Genomic DNA, 17,027 nt, shown 5'->3' with positions numbered 1-17,027 from the left:
TTCCCAGGGCGCGCCTAAGATGCCCGGAAAAATGTGAAAATCCGTTTCATGCCATCGTCCCGCCGTTTCCGCCGCACGCTGAATCTGTGCCGATTGGCTTTGCTATGCCTGGCTTGCGGCTGGGGCGGAAGTTCCGCCCTGGAAGTGAATGCCGACCGGCTGCAAAGCCTGTCGGCCAGCCGCTATGGCGCAAAAGGCTCCAAGGCGGTTTCGGAATGGCTGCAATTGATGCGCAGCCCCGCCCCTGCCCAGGAAAAAGGCGCACTGACACAGGCCAATGATTTCTGGAACCGCTCCCTGATGTCCGGCGAGGACATCACCATCTGGAAACAGGCCGATTATTGGGCCACGCCATTAGAATCGCTGGGCAGGGGCGCGGGCGATTGCGAAGACTACGTCATCGGCAAGTACTTCACGCTGCTGGCGCTGGGCGTGCCTGCCAACAAACTGCGCTTCATCTACGTCCGCGCGCGCATCGGCGGCGCGGCCAGCAGCACCCAGATCGCCCACATGGTGCTGGGCTATTACGAAACCCCCAACGCCGTGCCGCTGGTGCTGGACAACCTGATCTCGACCATTTTGCCCGCCACGCAGCGCCGCGACCTGACGCCAGTATTCAGTTTCAATGCGGACGGCGTCTATGTGGACGGCAAGCCCGCCGCGCCGGTTGACCGTCTCAGCCGCTGGCGTGATCTACTTCAACGCATGGAACGGGAAGGCGTGCGCCCCTGATGTCCGGAAATAAGACTATGTCCATACTTCGACAGCTATTGCTCAGCGTTACCCTCGCCATCGGCGTCATCCTGCTGGGCACGCTCGCGCTCAGCGTGAACTCCGCCCGGGAGTACCTGTCCGGCCAACTGCAAGTGCAGAGCACAGACGCTGCCGTGTCGCTGGCGCTGTCGCTGTCGCAGCCCGCGAACAACGACCCGGTCGTGCAAGAGCTGCTGGTGTCGGCGCTGTACGACGGCGGGCATTTCTCGCTGGTGCGCTTGAGCGATCCTGAAGGCAAGGTCCTGATCGAACGGAAATCCACGGCCACCGCGGCGTCAGTCCCCGCCTGGTTTCAGGCGCTGGCTCCCTTGACGACGCAATCGGCCAGCCATGCCGTCAGCGACGGCTGGCGCCAGATCGGCGAGGTCACGCTGATCGCCAACGACGCCTATGCCTGGGAAGCCCTGTGGCGCAGCAGCCTCAAGATGATCGCCCTGGTGGTGGGCGCCGGCATTCTTTGGGCCGTGTTCGCCTTCATGCTGGTGGGCTGGATCAAGAACCGCCTGCTGCGTGAAATCAGCGATCACGTGCGCAGCATCGGCCAGGAATCCCCGACGGAACAGGTCGAGGCGCGCGTGCCTGAACTGTCCGGGGTGGTGCAGGCGTTGAACCAGACCCGCGAACGCATCCATGCCAGCGTCGAAGAACAGAACGCCAAGATCGAATCGCTGGAACTGGAACTGAACCAGGACCCGGTCACGGGCCTGCCCAACCGCAAGTACTTCGTCAACGAGTTCCGCCGCGCGCTGGAGGCCCCTGCCCTCACGACCGGCCGCAGCATCGACGGCGGCCACGTCCTGGTGTTCCGCCAGCGCGACCTGGCGGACCTGAATCGCCATATGCCGCGCGAGTTCATCGACCAATGGCTGCGCACGGCCTGCGAACGCATCCGCGGCACGCTCAAGAGCATGCATGTGGCATCGCCCCTGCTGGCCCGTCTGAACGGCTCGGATTTCGCCTTGCTGCTGCCCGGCTGCGCGGCGCCGCAGGCCATGATGGTGGCCGAGCAGGTGCGCGCCGACCTGCACGCGTCCCGCATCCCCGTGGGTGAAGGACATCTGTGCCGCTGGGCGCAGGCCATGACCGACTATGGCCACGGCAGCCAGGCCGGGCCGGTGCTTGCCCGCCTGGACTTCGGCTTGATGCGGGCGGAAAGCGCCGGCAACGACCATGTCGTGATCGCTGGCGCGACCGACATGCAGTCGCCTTCGGAATCGGGCGAACGCGCCTGGAAGGACGCGATCCAATCCGCTTTGGAAGAGCACCGCTTCGAGCTGGCCACGGAAGCCCTGCAAGCCACCGACGGCAGCACCGTCCGCACCGAAGCGATGCTGATGCTGCGAACCGCGGCCGACCAGGTGCCGATACCCGCCACGCTGTTCATCCCGCCGGCCGTGCGTCTGGATCTGGTGGCCGATTGCGACCTGGAGGCTGTGAGCCTGGGACTGGACTGGCTGGCCGCCAACCCTGGCGAATTGGCTGTTCGGGTGGCTCTGCCCTCGTTGCGGGGCCAGAAGTTCTTCCGCCAATTGGCGCTGCTGCTGACCGAACACCGGTCTCTGGCGCGGCGCCTGTACCTGGAAATCGATGCGCACGGCCTGGTGGAATGCCATGAGCAGATCGCCACGCTGGCCCGCGTCGCCTCGGAGTTCGGCACGCATATCGGCGTGCGCCGCCTGGCTCAGCAGTTCGGCGCAGTTGCGCAACTGCACACCCTGCCCTTGTCGTACGTGAAACTGGGCGGCGGCTTCGTCGGCGGCATGTCCCAAAGCCCCGGCAGCCAGCAGTTGACGGCATCGGTGCTGGAAACCGCGCGCGGCCTGAAGATAGCGGTCTATGCAGAAGATGTGCCGGATGCCGAAACCCAACGCATCCTGGCCAGGCTGGGCATCGCCGTCATGCGCGGCCCCGGCGTCAAGACAGCCGCGGCATAAGACAGCGGATCGAGGCGGCCGTAATAGTCACGGCCGCCGCAAGAGCCTCAGCGGGAGGCTTTGCCCTTGGACTGTTCGTACAGCGGCAGCACCTGCTGGGCTGCGGCCTGCAGATCGCTGATGCGCGATGCCGCGGACGGGTGAGTCGACAGGATCTCGGGCGGTGCGCTGCCCTGGTCGGCCGCGCCCATTTTCTGCCACAGCGTCACGGCGGCGCGCGGATCGAATCCCGCCCTGGCCGCAAGCTCCACGCCCATGCGGTCGGCTTCGGTTTCATGCGTGCGGCTATTGGGCAGCGTGAACATGACGCTGGTGAACTGTCCGCCCAAGTCGGACGCCGCGGAAGAACCCGTGGCGATCGCCAGCACCGACAGCCCCAGATTGGTCGCCATCTGCTGGGACACTCGTTCGCGCGCGTGCTCCCGCAAGGCGTGCGAAATCTCATGGCCCAGCACCGCCGCCAGCTCATCGTCCGTGGGCTTGATCTTGCCAAGCAGGCCCGTGTAGACAGCGATCTTGCCGCCCGGCATGCACCAGGCATTGATCTCGTTGCTGGACAGCACATGCACTTCCCATTTCCAGCTGGCGGCGTCAGGCCGGAAGACTCCTGCCTGCGCGATCAGCCGCTGGGAAATGGTGCGGACCCGCGCCACCTGTTGGGGGTCGCGGTCCAGCAGGCCCTTGGCCTGCGCCTGCTTGAGTATGTCGGCGTACTGCTGGGTCGCTTCCTGTTCCAGCGCCTGCGAAGGCACCATGCTGGACATGTACTGGGTCCGGTTGACGCCAATGGCGCCCGACTGCGTGGTATTCATGCCCGTGCAGCCCGCCAGGGCTGCCAGCGCGAGCGCTGCACCCGCGTTGCGCAGCAGAAGACGTTTCCGGTTCATGGCAGACCTCCCAGGCAATTCGAAGAGCAACAGCGTATCAGACTACCGGATCGCCACACTGGCCGCGGTGGCGCAAGGCGTGGTCGATCAAGACCAGCGCCAGCATCGCCTCAGCGATGGGCGTGGCGCGGATGCCGACGCAAGGGTCATGGCGACCCAGCGTCTGCACCATGACCGGGTCATTGGCGCGGTTCACGGAGCGGCGCTCGACGCGGATACTGGAGGTAGGCTTGATGGCCAGCGAAACGGTGACTGGCTGGCCAGTGGAAATGCCGCCCAGCACCCCACCCGCGTTATTGGTCAGGAAACCGTCCGGAGTGATTTCGTCGCCGTGCTCCGAGCCGCGCTGAGCGATGCTGTCAAAGCCCGCGCCGATCGACACGCCCTTCACGGCATTCAAGCCCATCATGACGTGCGCGATGTCGGCGTCCAGCCGGTCATAGATCGGTTCTCCCCAGCCCGCGGGCAGGTTCTCGGCCACGACCTCGATCCGGGCGCCGACGGAGTCGCCGTCGCGGCGCAACTGGTCCATGTAGGCCTCCAGTTCGGGCACGACTGCGGCATTGGGCGCATAGAACGGATTATTGGGAACCTCTTCCCAGGAATCGAAGGGGATTGCAATGGGCCCCAACTGGCTCATGTAGCCGCGCACCTTGACGCCGTATTGCTCCGCCAGCCATTTCTTGGCGATGGCACCTGCCGCGACGGTCGGCGCCGTCAGGCGCGCCGAAGAACGGCCGCCCCCGCGCGGATCGCGCACGCCGAACTTGCGCCAATAGGCATAGTCGGCATGGCCCGGTCGAAACGTGTCGGCGATGTTGGAGTAGTCCTTGCTGCGCGCGTCTGTGTTGCGGATCAGCAGGCCGATGGGCGTACCCGTGGTCACTCCCTCGTATACGCCCGACAGGATTTCCACCTGGTCGGCTTCCTGGCGCTGCGTAACATGGCGCGACGTGCCGGGACGGCGACGGTCCAGTTCGAGCTGGATGTCGGAGGCATCCAGCGACAGCCCCGGAGGACAGCCGTCCACGACGCAACCGATGGCTGGCCCGTGGGATTCGCCGAAATTGGTGACGGTAAAGAGGGTACCTAGGGTATTGCCGGGCATAGGGAGTCAACAGGTGGGGTTTGCAAGCAACCCCGATTATGACACCGCCGAGGCCAAAGCCTGGATTTCGGAGGCCGGTGCGGGACGTCCCAACAGGAAACCCTGCATGACCCGGCATCCCAGCGACTTCAGGATTTCACGCTGGCCCTCGGTTTCGACGCCCTCGGCCACCACCGGCAGATGCATCGCCTGGCACAGGCCGAACAGCGCCGAGACCACCTCGCGGCTGCCGGCGTCGGATTCCAGCGCTGAGATGAAGCTGCGGTCGATCTTGACCCAATCGATCGGCAGGCAGCGCAGGTGGTTCAGGCTGGAATAGCCGCAGCCGAAGTCGTCCAGCGCCACACCGATGCCCATCGCCCGCAACGTGTTCAGGATCTTCACGTGCCGTTCGTAGTGCAGGATGAAGAGAGATTCCGTGATTTCCAGCACCAGCTTGCGCGGGGCAAGGTTTGCGGCCGCAAGCGCATTCGACACGAGTTCGACCAGGCCATCCTCGTTCATCTGCTTGACTGACAGGTTCACATGCACGCGCCAGGTCGCCGGCCATAACGCAGCCTGGGTACATGCCCGCTCCAATATCCAGGCCCCCAGCGGCACGATCAGGCCGCTGCGCTCGGCCAATTCGATGGTCACCGCGGGCGAGACGCTGCCGAGCACGGGGTGATGCCAGCGCAGCAGCGCCTCGCAGCCCTGCACCATGCCGGTGCCGCTGTCACAGACCGGCTGGTAATACAGTTCGAACTGATCCATGTCCGGCGTGGTCAGCGCCAGCCGCAGGTCGTTCTCCAGCCCCTGCTGGTCGCGCTGGCGCGCCAGCATGCGGAAATCGAACAGGTTCCAGCCCGGCCCGCCGCGCTCCTTCAGCGGCAGCAAGGCGACCTGCACGCAGCGCTGCAGTTCTTCCACGCTGCGGCCATGCTCGGGATACAGGGCAGCGCCGACGCGGAACATCGCCATCAGGGGACGCCCGCCGAGTTCGTAAGGCACGCTCAGGGCTTCCAGCAGCTTGGCCGACACCTGAGCGGCTCCGGCCTCATCCACGTCGGGTGCGCAGACCGTGAACGCATCCGCCCCCGAACGCGCCACCATGCCGCCCATGGACCGGCAGATCAGGCCCAGGCGATTGGCCACCTGCACCAGCAGAGCCTGGTCTTCGCCGGCGCGCAACATGGCGCTGATCTCGGCGTATTGCTCGAAGCTCACCAGAAAGAAAGCGCCGCGGCGCGAACGGCCCTCGGCATCGTTGAGCCAGGCACGGGCGCGCCGGTGCAATTCCTGCTGATTCAGGACCCCGGTCAGTTCATCGCGCGTCAGGCGTTGACGCAGCAGGCGTTCCCTGCGTACGAAGACCCAGCATATCGCTACAAGTGCGCCCGCAAGCGTCAGGCACAGTGCGAGCAGGTAACTCTCACGCACGAAGCCCCCTATCCATAAGCCCCTGGCGTTGCGGTTCGAAAGGGAACCCAAGGACTGTAACATTTTTTAAAATATGCATTATTTTCGCAAAAAACGCCACACTTCAGAGGCAACGCACCTCTTTTCCCTGTATTCCTACGGTTACTTTGGTTGCTCACGGAGGGTTTGGGATGAGCCACGGCAGACTGGCGCCGGCCCTTGCGCCATGCTCGCCTACTACTTACGACAGCTACACCCGAAAAATTAATACACCGTGTCTCGATAGTTGTCATTGAAAATCAGACAGCTTCGAAATAATTGCACACCTTGGCGTCTTACGGCGTGAATTTAGTAATATTCGGCACGTTCTGTGACATGTAGAATTGCTGTACCACTGATGTATTAGTGACTCGTATCACACCCGTATCCCGGCCCTCCAGCCCTGATCTCGATCCGACGCCATTCCATCCGGACACCTGGCAGTCCTCAGTGCAGGCCACGCAACGGCCAGGAAGGGAACCTCCAAATACATGTCCACATTCCGCCGGCTACTTTTCTTCACCGCCCTCCTGATCGGCCTCGTTCTGCTCGGCGCACAGACGGTGGGAATGCTGGCCGCGCACCGCTATCTGAGCGCGGAGTTGGCGCGGCAAAGCGACGACGGCGCTAATGCGCTGGCCTGGGCCTTGTCGCATGCGGCCGCCGCCCCCGAAGAACGGACTGCGCTGGTGGATGACATGTTTGCAGGAGGGGAATATGCGCTGGTGCGCATCGCGGACGACAATGGGGCGCCTGTCGTCGAACGGCAAACGCCGCAAACCGACCCACAAACCAGAGAGCACGATTGGCGCGATGCCTGGCTGAACATGGCCGCACCCGCCGTATCGCGGCCTTACGCTGCGCCAGACGGCAGTTCGCAAGGCGTCGTGACCGTGCAAGCAGATTCGCGGACTGCTCGCGATACGCTATGGCAAGGCGGCGTGCGGGTCCTGGGACTGGTGCTGGCCGCGGGCCTGCTGTGGGCCCTGTTCTGCGTGAATCTGGCGCGGCGAATAGAAGCGCGCATCTCGCGCGACGTCCGTGAACGCGAGCGCGCGCTCGCGCCTGGCGACCGCAAGACATCGAATGGCGCCAGCGAACAGGCGGGTGTCGACCAGGCGCTGGTGGACGCGCAACGCCTGGTCGCCGCCACGGTCCAGGAACAGAATGCTCGGATCGAATCGCTACAGAGCGAGATCTACAGGGATCCCGTCACCCGGCTGCACAACCGCAAGTATTTTGTCGACCAATTCAGATTGGCGCTGGCGGACAAGGACCCTGATGCGGGCGGCCATCTGCTGATGTTTCGTCAACGCGATTTGGCGCAGATCAACCGGCACCTCTCGCGCGCGTTCACGGACCAGTGGCTGCGCTCGTCTTCGGACCGGCTGCGCAAGCTGGTCGCTGAATTCGGCGCTCCGGGGGCCATGCTCGCGCGCATCAGCGGTTCGGATTTTGCGCTGCTGCTGCCCCGCGCCTCGGCGCCTCAGGCCAGCCTGCTGGCCGAGCGTGTGCGGCGCGAACTGCGCTCGCTGCGCGTGCCCATGGACAAGCATGAATCCTGCCGCTGGGCCCTGGCGATGGCCACCTACGCGCCAGGAGACAGCATGAGCGACATCCTGGCACGGCTGGATCACGCGCTGATGTGCGCCGAAAGCGCCGACGACGACCAGATAGCCTCGGCCAGCCGCGCGCCGGACAGCACGCACATCGGCGAATACAGCTGGCATGACGCTCTGGTCACGGCGCTCGAACAACACAGGTTCTCCTTGTCCGTGCAGCCTCTGCACGATCTTTCCGGCGGCCTGCTGCACCAGGAAGCCAGCCTGACCCTGCACGATACCAGCGGCGCCGATCCCGTTCCGGCTTCGATCTTCATGCCTCCCGCCGTCCGCCTCGGCCTGTCCGCCGAATGCGACATACAAGCCATCCGCCTGGGGCTGGACTGGCTGTACGCACGCCCCGGCGCGCTGGCAGTACCGATTTCGCTGGCTTCGATCGCCCAACCGTCGTTCCAGTCCAGGCTTCAACGCATGCTGGCCGACCGCCCCGCCCTGAGCGCGCGCCTGATCGTGGAAATCGACGCGGCGGCCCTGGCCGCTCAGGGAACCGACTTGCACCCGCTTTGCGACATCGTCGTGGCTGCGGGCGCCCGCGTCGGTGTAAGCCGACTGTCGTACCAGTTCGGCGCCATCGAGCACCTGCACGAATTCCCCTTGTCCTATCTGAAGCTGTGCGGCGGCTTCATCGCCGGCCTGCTCCACAGTCCGGGCAGCCAGCACCTCGCCGCCACGGTGGTGGCCACCGCGGCCGCGCTGAATATCGCGGTCTACGCCGAGGACGTGCCAGACATTGCCACGCAAAACGTCCTAGCGGGCCTGGGCGTCCATGCCATGCGCGGGCCTGTCGTAAACTCCGCCCAGACGCACGACATCGCACCTGATCATCCATGGGTTTCCAGTTGACGGAAGGCATGCTGCTTCGCATCTGTTGGCTTTTTCGCGCCCGCTGGCCTTCCCGCCTGCGGCGCACCGGTAACGCCTCCGCGGTTCGGCAAGCCATGCTGCCTCGCGTGGGGATGCTGCTATGCGCCTTGCTCGGCCCCGACGCGGCGCTGGCCTACGGCGTAGGCGTTTCACACGAAGACCTGCATCTGGGCCTGACAGCCGGTGTCGCCACGGCCTGTGGCGTGGCCTGCGCAGTCGCATGGGCGGCCACCCGCAATGCCATTTTCGGCGCGGGGCTGGCCTTCATGTTGATCGAAGGGGTTTTCCGCTCCATGCCCACGCTGTTGCCGGCGGCGGCGCTGCAAGCCGGCTCCTATGCCGCCCTGCTGGCGCTCACGGCGCCCATCCTCAAAGAAGCATCCGCCGACAAACTGGCGACGGCCTGCCGCTGGGCCAGCCTGGCCTTGACGCTGGTAGCGGTACTGGCGCTGATCGTCGCATACGCCCCGGGCAACGGCGTCGTGTCCGCCGCCATCGCCGGGGCCTGCGCCATCGCCAGTCTGCCGCTGGCCACCTGGTTCATGGTCCGCGCCGCCAGTCCGTCGCCAGCGCGAGCGGCCGCGCTGGCCTTGGCCGGCGCCTATGGCATCTCGGCCTGGCTGCTGGGACAGGACGCCTGGCTGCCCCAGGCCGCGGCAGGAACGATCGCCGAATTGGCGCGACTGCTGCTGGTGTCTAGCGCCTTGATCCTGCTGGCGATCCATCAGCACGGCCACCCGCAACTGGGGTCGAAACGCGCAGGCCACGAGCACGCCGACGCGGAACACCTTGCCCAAGGCGAACTGCGGCTGGCAGAACTGGCCGGCGCGCTGGATACGCAGCGCCAGATGAACGCACTGATCTCGCACGAACTGCGCGCACCGCTGGCCACCGTCAGCGCGGCAGCCCAATCCCTGGACATGATACTTGCCGAGAGCGGCGAGGCCGTGGACAACCGCCTGGCGCGCATTCATCGGTCGGTCGCACGGATGACCGAACTCATGGATCAGTTGCTGAACCAGGACAGGCTGGGCGAACAGGCCTGGATGCCGCGCGGCGAACAAACGGACATGGCGGATCTGGTGCTCGATGTCGTCACCGCCATGCAGCCCGATACGGCGCATGCGCTGATGGTGCAAGCCAGCCCCTCCCTGCCGGTCTACTGCGACCGTCCGCTGACCAGCGTGGTGGTACGCAACCTGATCCACAATGCCATCAAGTATTCGCCGGCGAATGAGCCCGTGCGCATAGAAACCGGCGAAACCCGGGTGGGCGCCATTCCCATGGTGTGGGTCGCCGTCACCGACCGCGGCCCGGGCATAGGCGTCGAGGAACAGGCCAAAATCTTCGAACCGCATTTCCGGCGCACAGCGCACCGCGAAACGCAAGGCATGGGTATCGGGCTCTACCTGGCCCGGCGCATCTGCCAGAACCAGGGCGGCACACTGACCATGGAAAGCGAAGTAGGCGTAGGCACGCGCTTCGTCGTCACCCTGCCGGCCAGCGCTCCGGCGGCTTGACCGCCTCTGGCGGGTTCAGGCCGCGAACACGTAGCCCTGGCCGCGCACCGACAGCACGGGGAGCTTCAGGCCCGCGCTTTGCGCCTTGGCGCGCAAACGGCTGACCAGCACGTCGATGCGGCGCAATTCAAAGCCGCCCGGGCTGTCCGGCAGGAACAATTCCGCCAGGACCTGACGGCTGACCGCGCTGCCGGCGGCATCCATCAGGGCAACCAGGAAGGTCCGTTCCTGGGCGCTCAGATGCAGCGAGGCGCCATCCGGCGCAACCAGGATCCAGCCCCCGTCCTGCAGGGACCACGAAGTGTCCGCGGTGGCGCGCGTTTCCGCATCCACCGGCCGAGGCGCCTTCGCAAGACGCATCCGACGAGCCAAACTACGGATGACGGAACTGAGTTCCAGCAGATCCACTGGCTTGGTCATGTAGACATCGGCGCCGCCTTCCAGGCCGCGCACCCGGTCTTCCAGCGCGCTGCGACCTGTCAGCATGACGATACCGACGGGGCTGAGGGCGCGCAGGCGGGTCGCCACGGAGAAACCGTCTTCACCGGGCAGGTGGGCGTCAAGAATGACGATGTCGCAGGGTTGTTCCTGCAACCGGCGATAAAACGCCGCGGCATTATCACAGGCGAATGCCACCCGGAAACCATAGCCACCCAAGCCTAACGCCAACTCCTCCCGGAAGTCGGCGTCATCCTCAAGCAGACCGATACACAGCAAACCATCTGCGCCAGCCATATTTAGAGTGCTTTATTTTGAAGATTATCGACAAATGCCCCGCGGACGCAGAGTCCCCGGGTATTCCGTTGGCGACAATCTTACGTCTTTTACAATGGAAACGAATGATTGCAATGAAAAAAACTGCGATATTCCTTGTCCAAATGGTTATTTTCCCGTAAATCGCGGGAAAACGGCTTTCGTAAATGTCCCGATTGTTCGGCTGGCGGCCGGTTTCAAGACGAACAGCTGACCTCCAGGCTGCCCGCCCAATCCGGCGGCAAACCCGCATACCGCTCATACCCCGGCTGGGCCTCGTAGGGGTTGCGCAGCAACCTCATCAAGGTATCGATCTCGCTGGCATCGCCGGTCTTGGCCGCCCGAATCGCCTCTTCCGCCAGGTGATTGCGCAGCACGTATAGCGGATTCACGCGATTCATGCCCGCGGTTACATCCTGCATCGGCCGGCCGTCCTGCGCGTGCCGCGCCACCAAGCGATCCAGCCAGGCTCCTGCCGCCGGCCGGTCGATGAACAGGTCCTCGAACGCGCTACGCTGGCCCGACAAGGCGTCGGCCAGGCGACGCCACGTCAAGGTGAAGTCCGCCTGATTGGCGTCCATCAGCTTGAGCAGATCGTCCAGCAACGCTTCGTCGGCCGGTCGCCATGCGACCAGGCCCAGCTTGGCGCCCATGCGGTCATGGAAGGCACGCGTGAAGACCGGCTCAAATTCATCCAGGACTGCTCGCAGGCCTTCTACATCCTGCACCAGCGCGTGCAGGCTGCCACCCAGGCGATAAAGGTTCCAGAGGGCGACGGACGGCTGGCGGTTCCAGGAATAGCGCCCTTCCGAGTCCGAGTGATTACAGACATGGCCCAGCCGGAAACCGTCCATGAAACCGTAGGGGCCATAATCCAGCGTCAGCCCCAATATGGACATGTTGTCGGTATTCATCACGCCATGGCAGAAGCCCACCGCCTGCCAGTCCGCCATCAGCAGCGCCGTACGCCGAGTGACGGCGCGCAGCAGGTTGATATAGGGCGTCACGTCATTCGAGGGCTCGCCCGTTCCCGCTTCCCGGCATTCCGGGTAATAACGGTCTATGACGTAATCCGCCAGCGTCTTCAGCATGTCGGGCTGGCGGCGCGACGACCAATGCTCGAAAGAGCCGAAACGCACGAAACTGGGGGACATACGCGTCACAATTGCGGCTGTCTCCACCGTTTCCCGCATGACCGGGTCGTCGGACACCACCAGCGCCAGCGCCCGCGTCGTGGGCACGCCCAGCCCGTGCATGGCCTCGCTGGCCAGGTACTCGCGCACCGACGAGCGCAGCACCGCGCGGCCGTCGCCCATGCGCGAATACGGCGTCATGCCCGACCCCTTGAGCTGCAGCTCCCAATTGCCCTGCGGCCCCTCGACCTCGCCCAACAGATGGGCGCGGCCATCGCCCAACTGGCCGGCCCAGACGCCGAACTGATGGCCACTGTAGACCGCCGCCAGCGTATCGCCGCCAGGCAGCGGTTGGGCGCCGGAAAACACGCTCAAGAACTCGGGCGTGGACAGGGCCGACGGGTCCAGGCCGATCAGTTCCGCCGCTTCCGCATTGCCGTGCAGCAAGCGCGGATTATTCAAGGCCTGAGGCGCAAGCCGGGTGTAGAAGGCTGCGGGCAATGCCGCAAAGGAATTGACGACGCGCAGGTCGGACAACGTATGGGCGCTCATGCGCGTTGCCTCCTGGCAGCCCGTTTGGCAGGCCGCACGTAGAAAATGGCGCTAAGGAAAAAAATGGCCGATAGCAGGATCTCGCCCCAGGCCATCAACACGGATAGCGGAGCCGGATCCGACATGGCCCGCACCGCGCCCTCCATCAGGTAGAGCAGCGACAGCATCGAGGCCCACTGATAGGTATAAAGATTGCCGCGCAGGATGCCGCGCAGCGGAAACGCCAGCGGAAGGGCCTTGAGCAGCATCCAGGAACCGCCCGGCCGCAGCGGCGCCACCACGGTTTCCCAGGTGACGCAAAGCACGATCAGGGCGAACAGCGATACCGAGGCCAGCAGGCGCAAGCGGGGGTTGAGTTCAGGGTTCATGCTGCTATTATCGCCTGATGAATCGCCCCGCCGAGCCTGCCGCCGCGACGCCGGCGGCCACCGAGCACTCGACCTCGCGCTCTTCATGGATCGCGAGGGCCGGACGTGTTGTGCGCTTCAGCGCCGAACGCGCCAGCGAAGAGAAACTGCTGCAGGTCGCGTCCAGCCTCACCTTCACGACCGTCCTGGCCATCGTGCCGATGCTGGCCGTGGTCCTGTCGCTGTTTACTGCTTTTCCGGTATTCCAGGAATTCCGCGTCGCGCTCGAGGATTTCCTGACCAACAGCCTGATGCCGCCGTCCGTCTCGGACAACATCATGGATTACCTGAATCAGTTCGCGCGCCAGGCTTCACGCCTGACCGCCATCGGCGGCGTATTCCTGCTGATCACCTCGCTGTTGCTGATCATGACGATCGACAAGGCGTTCAACGACATCTGGCACGTGACGCGCCAACGCCCGCTGCGGCAGCGCGCGCTGGTGTACTGGGCCATCATCACGCTGGGCCCCGTCGTGGCCGGCGCCAGCCTTTGGGCGACTTCGTTCGTGGCGCGCGAATCGCTGGGCCTGGTGCGGGACGTGCCCGAAGCCGTCAGCGTTGCGGTGTCGTTCATCCCGCTGGTGTTGACCGCCCTGGGTTTTGCCACGCTGTTCGTCATGGTCCCGAACCGCGAGGTTCTCTGGCGCGATGCCCTTGTCGGGGGCTGCGTGACCGCGATCGTGCTGGAAATCATGAAGTCGGCTTTCGCCTACTACCTGACCCGCTTCCCCACCTACACCGTCATTTACGGCGCATTCGCCACCCTGCCCATCTTCCTGCTCTGGATCTACCTGTCATGGCTGGCAGTGCTGCTGGGAGCCATCCTGGCGTCCAGCGCGCCGCTGATCCGGCTGGGCCGCTGGGAAATCAACCGCTATCCGGGTGCGCCCTTCGTGGACGCCGTGGATGCGCTGCGCACGCTGCGCCAGGCGCAGACGGCCAATCCGCCCGGACTGCCCGCCAATCTGCTGGCCGCGCAATTGCGCCTGCACCAGGACGAACTGAACGAAGTCCTGGAAACCCTGGCTGAAATGGGCTTGGCGACGCGCAGCCCCGAAGGCCTCTGGGTTCTGACCTGCGACGCCCGGCAAACCTCGATGGAACCCGTGGTGGACCGTTTTCTGCTGGACCGCGGCCAGCCCAGGGTCCGCAATGACCCCGAGATATTGCGAGTCGCCTCGGCCGTGATTTCCCAGCAAAATGCGCCCACGCTGGAAGAAGTCTGCGGAGAAGCGCAAAATACCGAAAATGGAATCGCTCCCGTGCTGCAGTTGGAAGCGAAAAAGAATTAGCAAATAGCATTAGGGCGTAAACCGCCCAGGAGGAACCGATGTTGAAGGTCAGCGAGATTTTGCGCGTCAAGGGCGATACGCTCTATACGGCGTCGCCCGACATGCCTGTGTCCCAGGCCGTGCAAACAATGAGCGAGCAGGACATAGGCTCGCTGGTGATCATGGAATTCGGGACGCTGACCGGCATGCTCACGTTCCGCGAGATCATCCGCCACATGCATGCGCATGGCGGCGCCGGCGACACCACCATCCGTTCCATCATGGACGATGCCCCGGTCAGCGTGTCCCCCAACACCAGCGCCGACGAAGTGCAGCGCCTGATGCTCGAAAAGCACGCACGCTACATTCCGGTCATGGACGGCCCCACCCTGATGGGCGTCATTTCGTTCTACGACATGGCCCAGGCCATCGTGGCGGCCCAGCAATTCGAAAACAACATGCTGAAGGCCTATATCCGCGATTGGCCCACGGAAAGCGCCGAACCGGCCAAGTCCTGAGCCCGCGGCCAGCTTGGCTGGCCCCTCGTCAAACCCCAGCCGGCGCCGCTTCGATCGCGGCGCCGCGCATATCCGGCGCATGCCGCTGGCTGCGCCAGGCATCGTAGATCAGTTCAGGGTTGTTCGCGGCCAGCAGGGCCGGATCGGACAGCATGCGGCGCCAGCGGCGCGCACCGGACTGGCCATTCACCAGCCCCAGCATGGGCCGCGTCATCACCCGCAGGGGCACGCCCCGCGCGACCTGCCGCGTCGCATATCCCATCATCGCGTCCACCACCTGCGCATCGCTGGGCAGCCGCAGCGACGGCCATAGCTGCAAGGACACCTCGGACAGCACTCGCGGCGTGTGCCAGGCAGCCCGGCCCAGCATGACACCGTCGAAATCGCCCGCGGCGCGCACGGACTGCTCGGCGTCGGCCAGACCGCCGTTGAGCACGAACGTGCAATCCGGGAAGTCGCGCTTCAATTGGCGCACCACGTCGTAGCGCAGAGGCGGAATCTCGCGGTTGTCCTTGGGCGTCAGGCCCTTGAGTACCGCATTGCGGGCATGGGCGATGAACACCCGGCAGCCGGTGTCGTAGATCTTGCCGACGAAATCGCGGACAAACGCGTAGGACTCGTCGTAATCCAGGCCAAGCCGGTGTTTGACGGTGACAGGGATATCCACGGCATCCTGCATGGCCTTCATGCAATCGGCCACCAGGGCGGGCTCCGCCATCAGGCAGGCGCCGAACGCGCCCTTCTGCACCCGTTCTGACGGGCAACCGCAATTCAGGTTGATCTCGTCGTAACCCCACTTTTTTCCCAGCCTGGCCGAATGCGCCAGGGCGTCGGGTTCGCTGCCGCCCAATTGCAAGGCCACGGGATGCTCGGCCTCGTCAAAGTCCAGGTGCCGCTCGACATTGCCGTGCAGCAACGCGCCGGTGGTGATCATTTCCGTGTACAAGCGTGCGCGCGGCGCCAGCAGCCGGTGGAAATAACGGCAATGGCGGTCGGTCACATCGATCATGGGGGCGACGCACAGCCGCCAGTCGGGGGAGTCCAAGAATCACTCTACAAAACAAGGGGATGCGGTATTTTACGGTGCTTGGCGGCTTTGTGTCTGGCGGGCGGCCGTATCCGCTCCACCGCAAGTCGGACAGACTGGCCCGCCATGTGGTCTAAAATTGCGCCGCCGCAGCCGAAACCGGCATGCGCGCGCGCCCGTCAACCCCTAGATCCCGCACATCAATGGCCGTATTCACCCCTGTCTCCGAAGACGACGCTCGCGCCCTACTGGCGCATTTCGATCTGGGCGAGTTTGTCTCGCTTCGGGGGATTACGGCGGGTATCGAGAATACCAACTACTTCCTGTACACGACCCGCGGCGAATATGTGCTGACGCTGTTCGAGGTGCTGACGCAGGCCCAGTTGCCTTTCTATATCGAGCTGATGTACCACCTGGCCGAGCGCGGCATTCCCGTGCCCCGGCCCCAGACCCTGCGCGACGGCACTCGCCTGACGACCCTGCACGGCAAGCCCTGCGCCATCGTTTCACGCCTGCCCGGCGGCTACGAACCCGCTCCCGGCCCGGCGCATTGCGCCCTGGCCGGCGCCACGCTGGCCCGCGCCCACCTGGCCGGACGCGACTTTCCGCTGCACCAGCCCAACCTGCGCGGACTGTCCTGGTGGCTGGAAACGGCACCCAAGGTCATGCCCTTCCTGGAACCGGCGCAAGCCCAACTGCTGTCGGTGGAGCTGGCCGACCAGCAGGCCGCCGCCGCAACGCCGGCCTGGCAGGCATTGCAGACCGGCCCGGCCCACTGCGACCTGTTCCGGGACAACGTCCTGTTCGCCGGCACCTTCGAAGATCCGCTCATGGGCGGCATCATCGACTTCTACTTCGCCGGCTGCGACACCTGGCTGTTCGACGTGGCGGTGAGCGTCAACGACTGGTGCATCGAACGCGACACGGGTGAATTCGTGCCCGAACTGGTCGAGTCCTGGTTGGCGGCCTACGCGGCCGTGCGCCCGTTCACCGACGCGGAACGCGAGGTCTGGCCGCTGATGCTGCGGGCCGCCGCGCTGCGCTTCTGGATATCGCGCCTGTATGACTTTTTCCTGCCGCGGCCGGCTCAGACCCTGAAACCGCACGACCCCCGGCATTTCGAAAGAGTGTTGCAAGCGCGCCACCGCCCTGGCCTGCCAATATTGCCGTAACCGTTGCTCCCCCCATAATGGGGATAGCGCGTCCCTTTTTGAGAGATC

The 17,027-nt window shown here is 64.8% G+C and carries 14 protein-coding genes; 7 read left to right on the top strand and 7 right to left on the bottom strand.

All coding sequences use genetic code 11. The features are described 5' to 3' along the window. Positions 1 to 48: 48 nt before the first annotated feature. Entirely contained in the window at positions 49 to 732 is a 684-nt protein-coding gene (locus IB258_RS29395) for a transglutaminase-like cysteine peptidase (protein ID WP_175162500.1), read from the top strand. A gap of 17 nt (positions 733 to 749) precedes the next feature. After that, entirely contained in the window at positions 750 to 2,708 is a 1,959-nt protein-coding gene (locus IB258_RS29390) for a LapD/MoxY N-terminal periplasmic domain-containing protein (RefSeq protein ID WP_119450725.1), read from the top strand. 47 nt (positions 2,709 to 2,755) lie between these two features. On the opposite strand, the gene IB258_RS29385 is transcribed toward IB258_RS29390, so the two are convergent. Genes IB258_RS29385 through IB258_RS29375 form a run of 3 tightly spaced genes read right to left on the bottom strand, consistent with a single transcriptional unit; the run spans position 2,756 to position 6,122 of the window. After that, a complete protein-coding gene (locus IB258_RS29385) occupies positions 2,756 to 3,595 on the bottom strand; it encodes a M48 family metallopeptidase (protein WP_054458568.1) in 840 nt (279 codons plus the stop codon). Positions 3,596 to 3,632: 37 nt separating this feature from the next. Continuing rightward, positions 3,633 to 4,703 (bottom strand): chorismate synthase, encoded by a 1,071-nt coding sequence (gene aroC / locus IB258_RS29380; RefSeq protein WP_054458570.1) that lies wholly within the window; start codon positions 4,701 to 4,703, stop codon positions 3,633 to 3,635. Positions 4,704 to 4,739: 36 nt separating this feature from the next. Further along, on the bottom strand, positions 4,740 to 6,122 hold the full coding sequence (locus tag IB258_RS29375) for a bifunctional diguanylate cyclase/phosphodiesterase (RefSeq protein WP_054458572.1): 1,383 nt from the start codon (positions 6,120 to 6,122) through the stop codon (positions 4,740 to 4,742). Between the two features lie 509 nt (positions 6,123 to 6,631). Here IB258_RS29375 and IB258_RS29370 point away from each other — a divergent pair. Next, the gene (locus IB258_RS29370) at positions 6,632 to 8,605 is read left to right on the top strand and encodes an EAL domain-containing protein (protein ID WP_192353559.1); all 1,974 of its coding nucleotides are present in this window, start codon (positions 6,632 to 6,634) and stop codon (positions 8,603 to 8,605) included. A gap of 95 nt (positions 8,606 to 8,700) precedes the next feature. Continuing rightward, positions 8,701 to 10,146 carry a sensor histidine kinase KdpD gene (locus tag IB258_RS29365; protein ID WP_225590556.1) on the top strand — a complete coding sequence of 482 codons (1,446 nt, stop codon included), beginning with the start codon at positions 8,701 to 8,703 and terminating at the stop codon, positions 10,144 to 10,146. Positions 10,147 to 10,161: 15 nt separating this feature from the next. Here IB258_RS29365 and IB258_RS29360 read toward each other — a convergent pair whose 3' ends face one another. The 3 genes from IB258_RS29360 to IB258_RS29350 form a co-directional block, all read right to left on the bottom strand. Further along, entirely contained in the window at positions 10,162 to 10,881 is a 720-nt protein-coding gene (locus IB258_RS29360; RefSeq protein ID WP_054458575.1) for a response regulator transcription factor, read from the bottom strand. A 215-nt stretch (positions 10,882 to 11,096) separates the two neighbouring features. Then, entirely contained in the window at positions 11,097 to 12,584 is a 1,488-nt protein-coding gene (locus tag IB258_RS29355; RefSeq protein WP_192353558.1) for a YdiU family protein, read from the bottom strand. Further along, positions 12,581 to 12,952 (bottom strand): DUF2069 domain-containing protein, encoded by a 372-nt coding sequence (locus IB258_RS29350; protein WP_054458579.1) that lies wholly within the window; start codon positions 12,950 to 12,952, stop codon positions 12,581 to 12,583. The genes IB258_RS29355 and IB258_RS29350 overlap by 4 nt, the downstream gene beginning before the upstream one ends. 17 nt (positions 12,953 to 12,969) lie before the next feature. Here IB258_RS29350 and IB258_RS29345 point away from each other — a divergent pair, with 17 nt between their 5' ends. Together IB258_RS29345 and IB258_RS29340 are read left to right on the top strand one after the other, a co-directional pair. Next, positions 12,970 to 14,283 carry a YihY family inner membrane protein gene (locus tag IB258_RS29345; protein WP_054458580.1) on the top strand — a complete coding sequence of 438 codons (1,314 nt, stop codon included), beginning with the start codon at positions 12,970 to 12,972 and terminating at the stop codon, positions 14,281 to 14,283. Positions 14,284 to 14,321: 38 nt separating this feature from the next. Further along, entirely contained in the window at positions 14,322 to 14,780 is a 459-nt protein-coding gene (locus tag IB258_RS29340) for a CBS domain-containing protein (RefSeq protein ID WP_054458582.1), read from the top strand. Positions 14,781 to 14,808: 28 nt separating this feature from the next. Here IB258_RS29340 and dusA read toward each other — a convergent pair whose 3' ends face one another. After that, positions 14,809 to 15,825 (bottom strand): tRNA dihydrouridine(20/20a) synthase DusA, encoded by a 1,017-nt coding sequence (gene dusA, locus IB258_RS29335; RefSeq protein ID WP_082401337.1) that lies wholly within the window; start codon positions 15,823 to 15,825, stop codon positions 14,809 to 14,811. 185 nt (positions 15,826 to 16,010) lie between these two features. Between dusA and IB258_RS29330 the strand changes: the two genes are divergently transcribed. After that, a complete protein-coding gene (locus IB258_RS29330) occupies positions 16,011 to 16,979 on the top strand; it encodes a homoserine kinase (RefSeq protein ID WP_192353557.1) in 969 nt (322 codons plus the stop codon). The last annotated feature ends 48 nt before the right edge of the window (positions 16,980 to 17,027 follow it).

The organism is Achromobacter sp. ACM02, assembly GCF_014851605.1.
GTDB classification, from domain to species: domain Bacteria; phylum Pseudomonadota; class Gammaproteobacteria; order Burkholderiales; family Burkholderiaceae_B; genus Achromobacter; species Achromobacter aegrifaciens.
Note: the sequence above shows the minus strand (reverse complement) of the source record. Positions and strands in the feature narration are given on the sequence as shown.

Bases quoted from the DNA above. Each gene is read 5' to 3' on its own strand.
- IB258_RS29360 (WP_054458575.1), bottom strand. From the start codon at position 10,881: ATGGCTGGCGCAGATGGTTTGCTGTGTATCGGTCTGCTTGAGGATGAC.
- IB258_RS29345 (WP_054458580.1), top strand. From the start codon at position 12,970: ATGAATCGCCCCGCCGAGCCTGCCGCCGCGACGCCGGCGGCCACCGAG.
- IB258_RS29385 (WP_054458568.1), bottom strand. From the start codon at position 3,595: ATGAACCGGAAACGTCTTCTGCTGCGCAACGCGGGTGCAGCGCTCGCG.
- IB258_RS29330 (WP_192353557.1), top strand. From the start codon at position 16,011: ATGGCCGTATTCACCCCTGTCTCCGAAGACGACGCTCGCGCCCTACTG.
- IB258_RS29355 (WP_192353558.1), bottom strand. From the start codon at position 12,584: ATGAGCGCCCATACGTTGTCCGACCTGCGCGTCGTCAATTCCTTTGCG.
- IB258_RS29395 (WP_175162500.1), top strand. From the start codon at position 49: ATGCCATCGTCCCGCCGTTTCCGCCGCACGCTGAATCTGTGCCGATTG.
- IB258_RS29340 (WP_054458582.1), top strand. From the start codon at position 14,322: ATGTTGAAGGTCAGCGAGATTTTGCGCGTCAAGGGCGATACGCTCTAT.
- aroC (WP_054458570.1), bottom strand. From the start codon at position 4,703: ATGCCCGGCAATACCCTAGGTACCCTCTTTACCGTCACCAATTTCGGC.
- IB258_RS29390 (WP_119450725.1), top strand. From the start codon at position 750: ATGTCCATACTTCGACAGCTATTGCTCAGCGTTACCCTCGCCATCGGC.
- IB258_RS29365 (WP_225590556.1), top strand. From the start codon at position 8,701: ATGCTGCCTCGCGTGGGGATGCTGCTATGCGCCTTGCTCGGCCCCGAC.
- IB258_RS29370 (WP_192353559.1), top strand. From the start codon at position 6,632: ATGTCCACATTCCGCCGGCTACTTTTCTTCACCGCCCTCCTGATCGGC.
- IB258_RS29350 (WP_054458579.1), bottom strand. From the start codon at position 12,952: ATGAACCCTGAACTCAACCCCCGCTTGCGCCTGCTGGCCTCGGTATCG.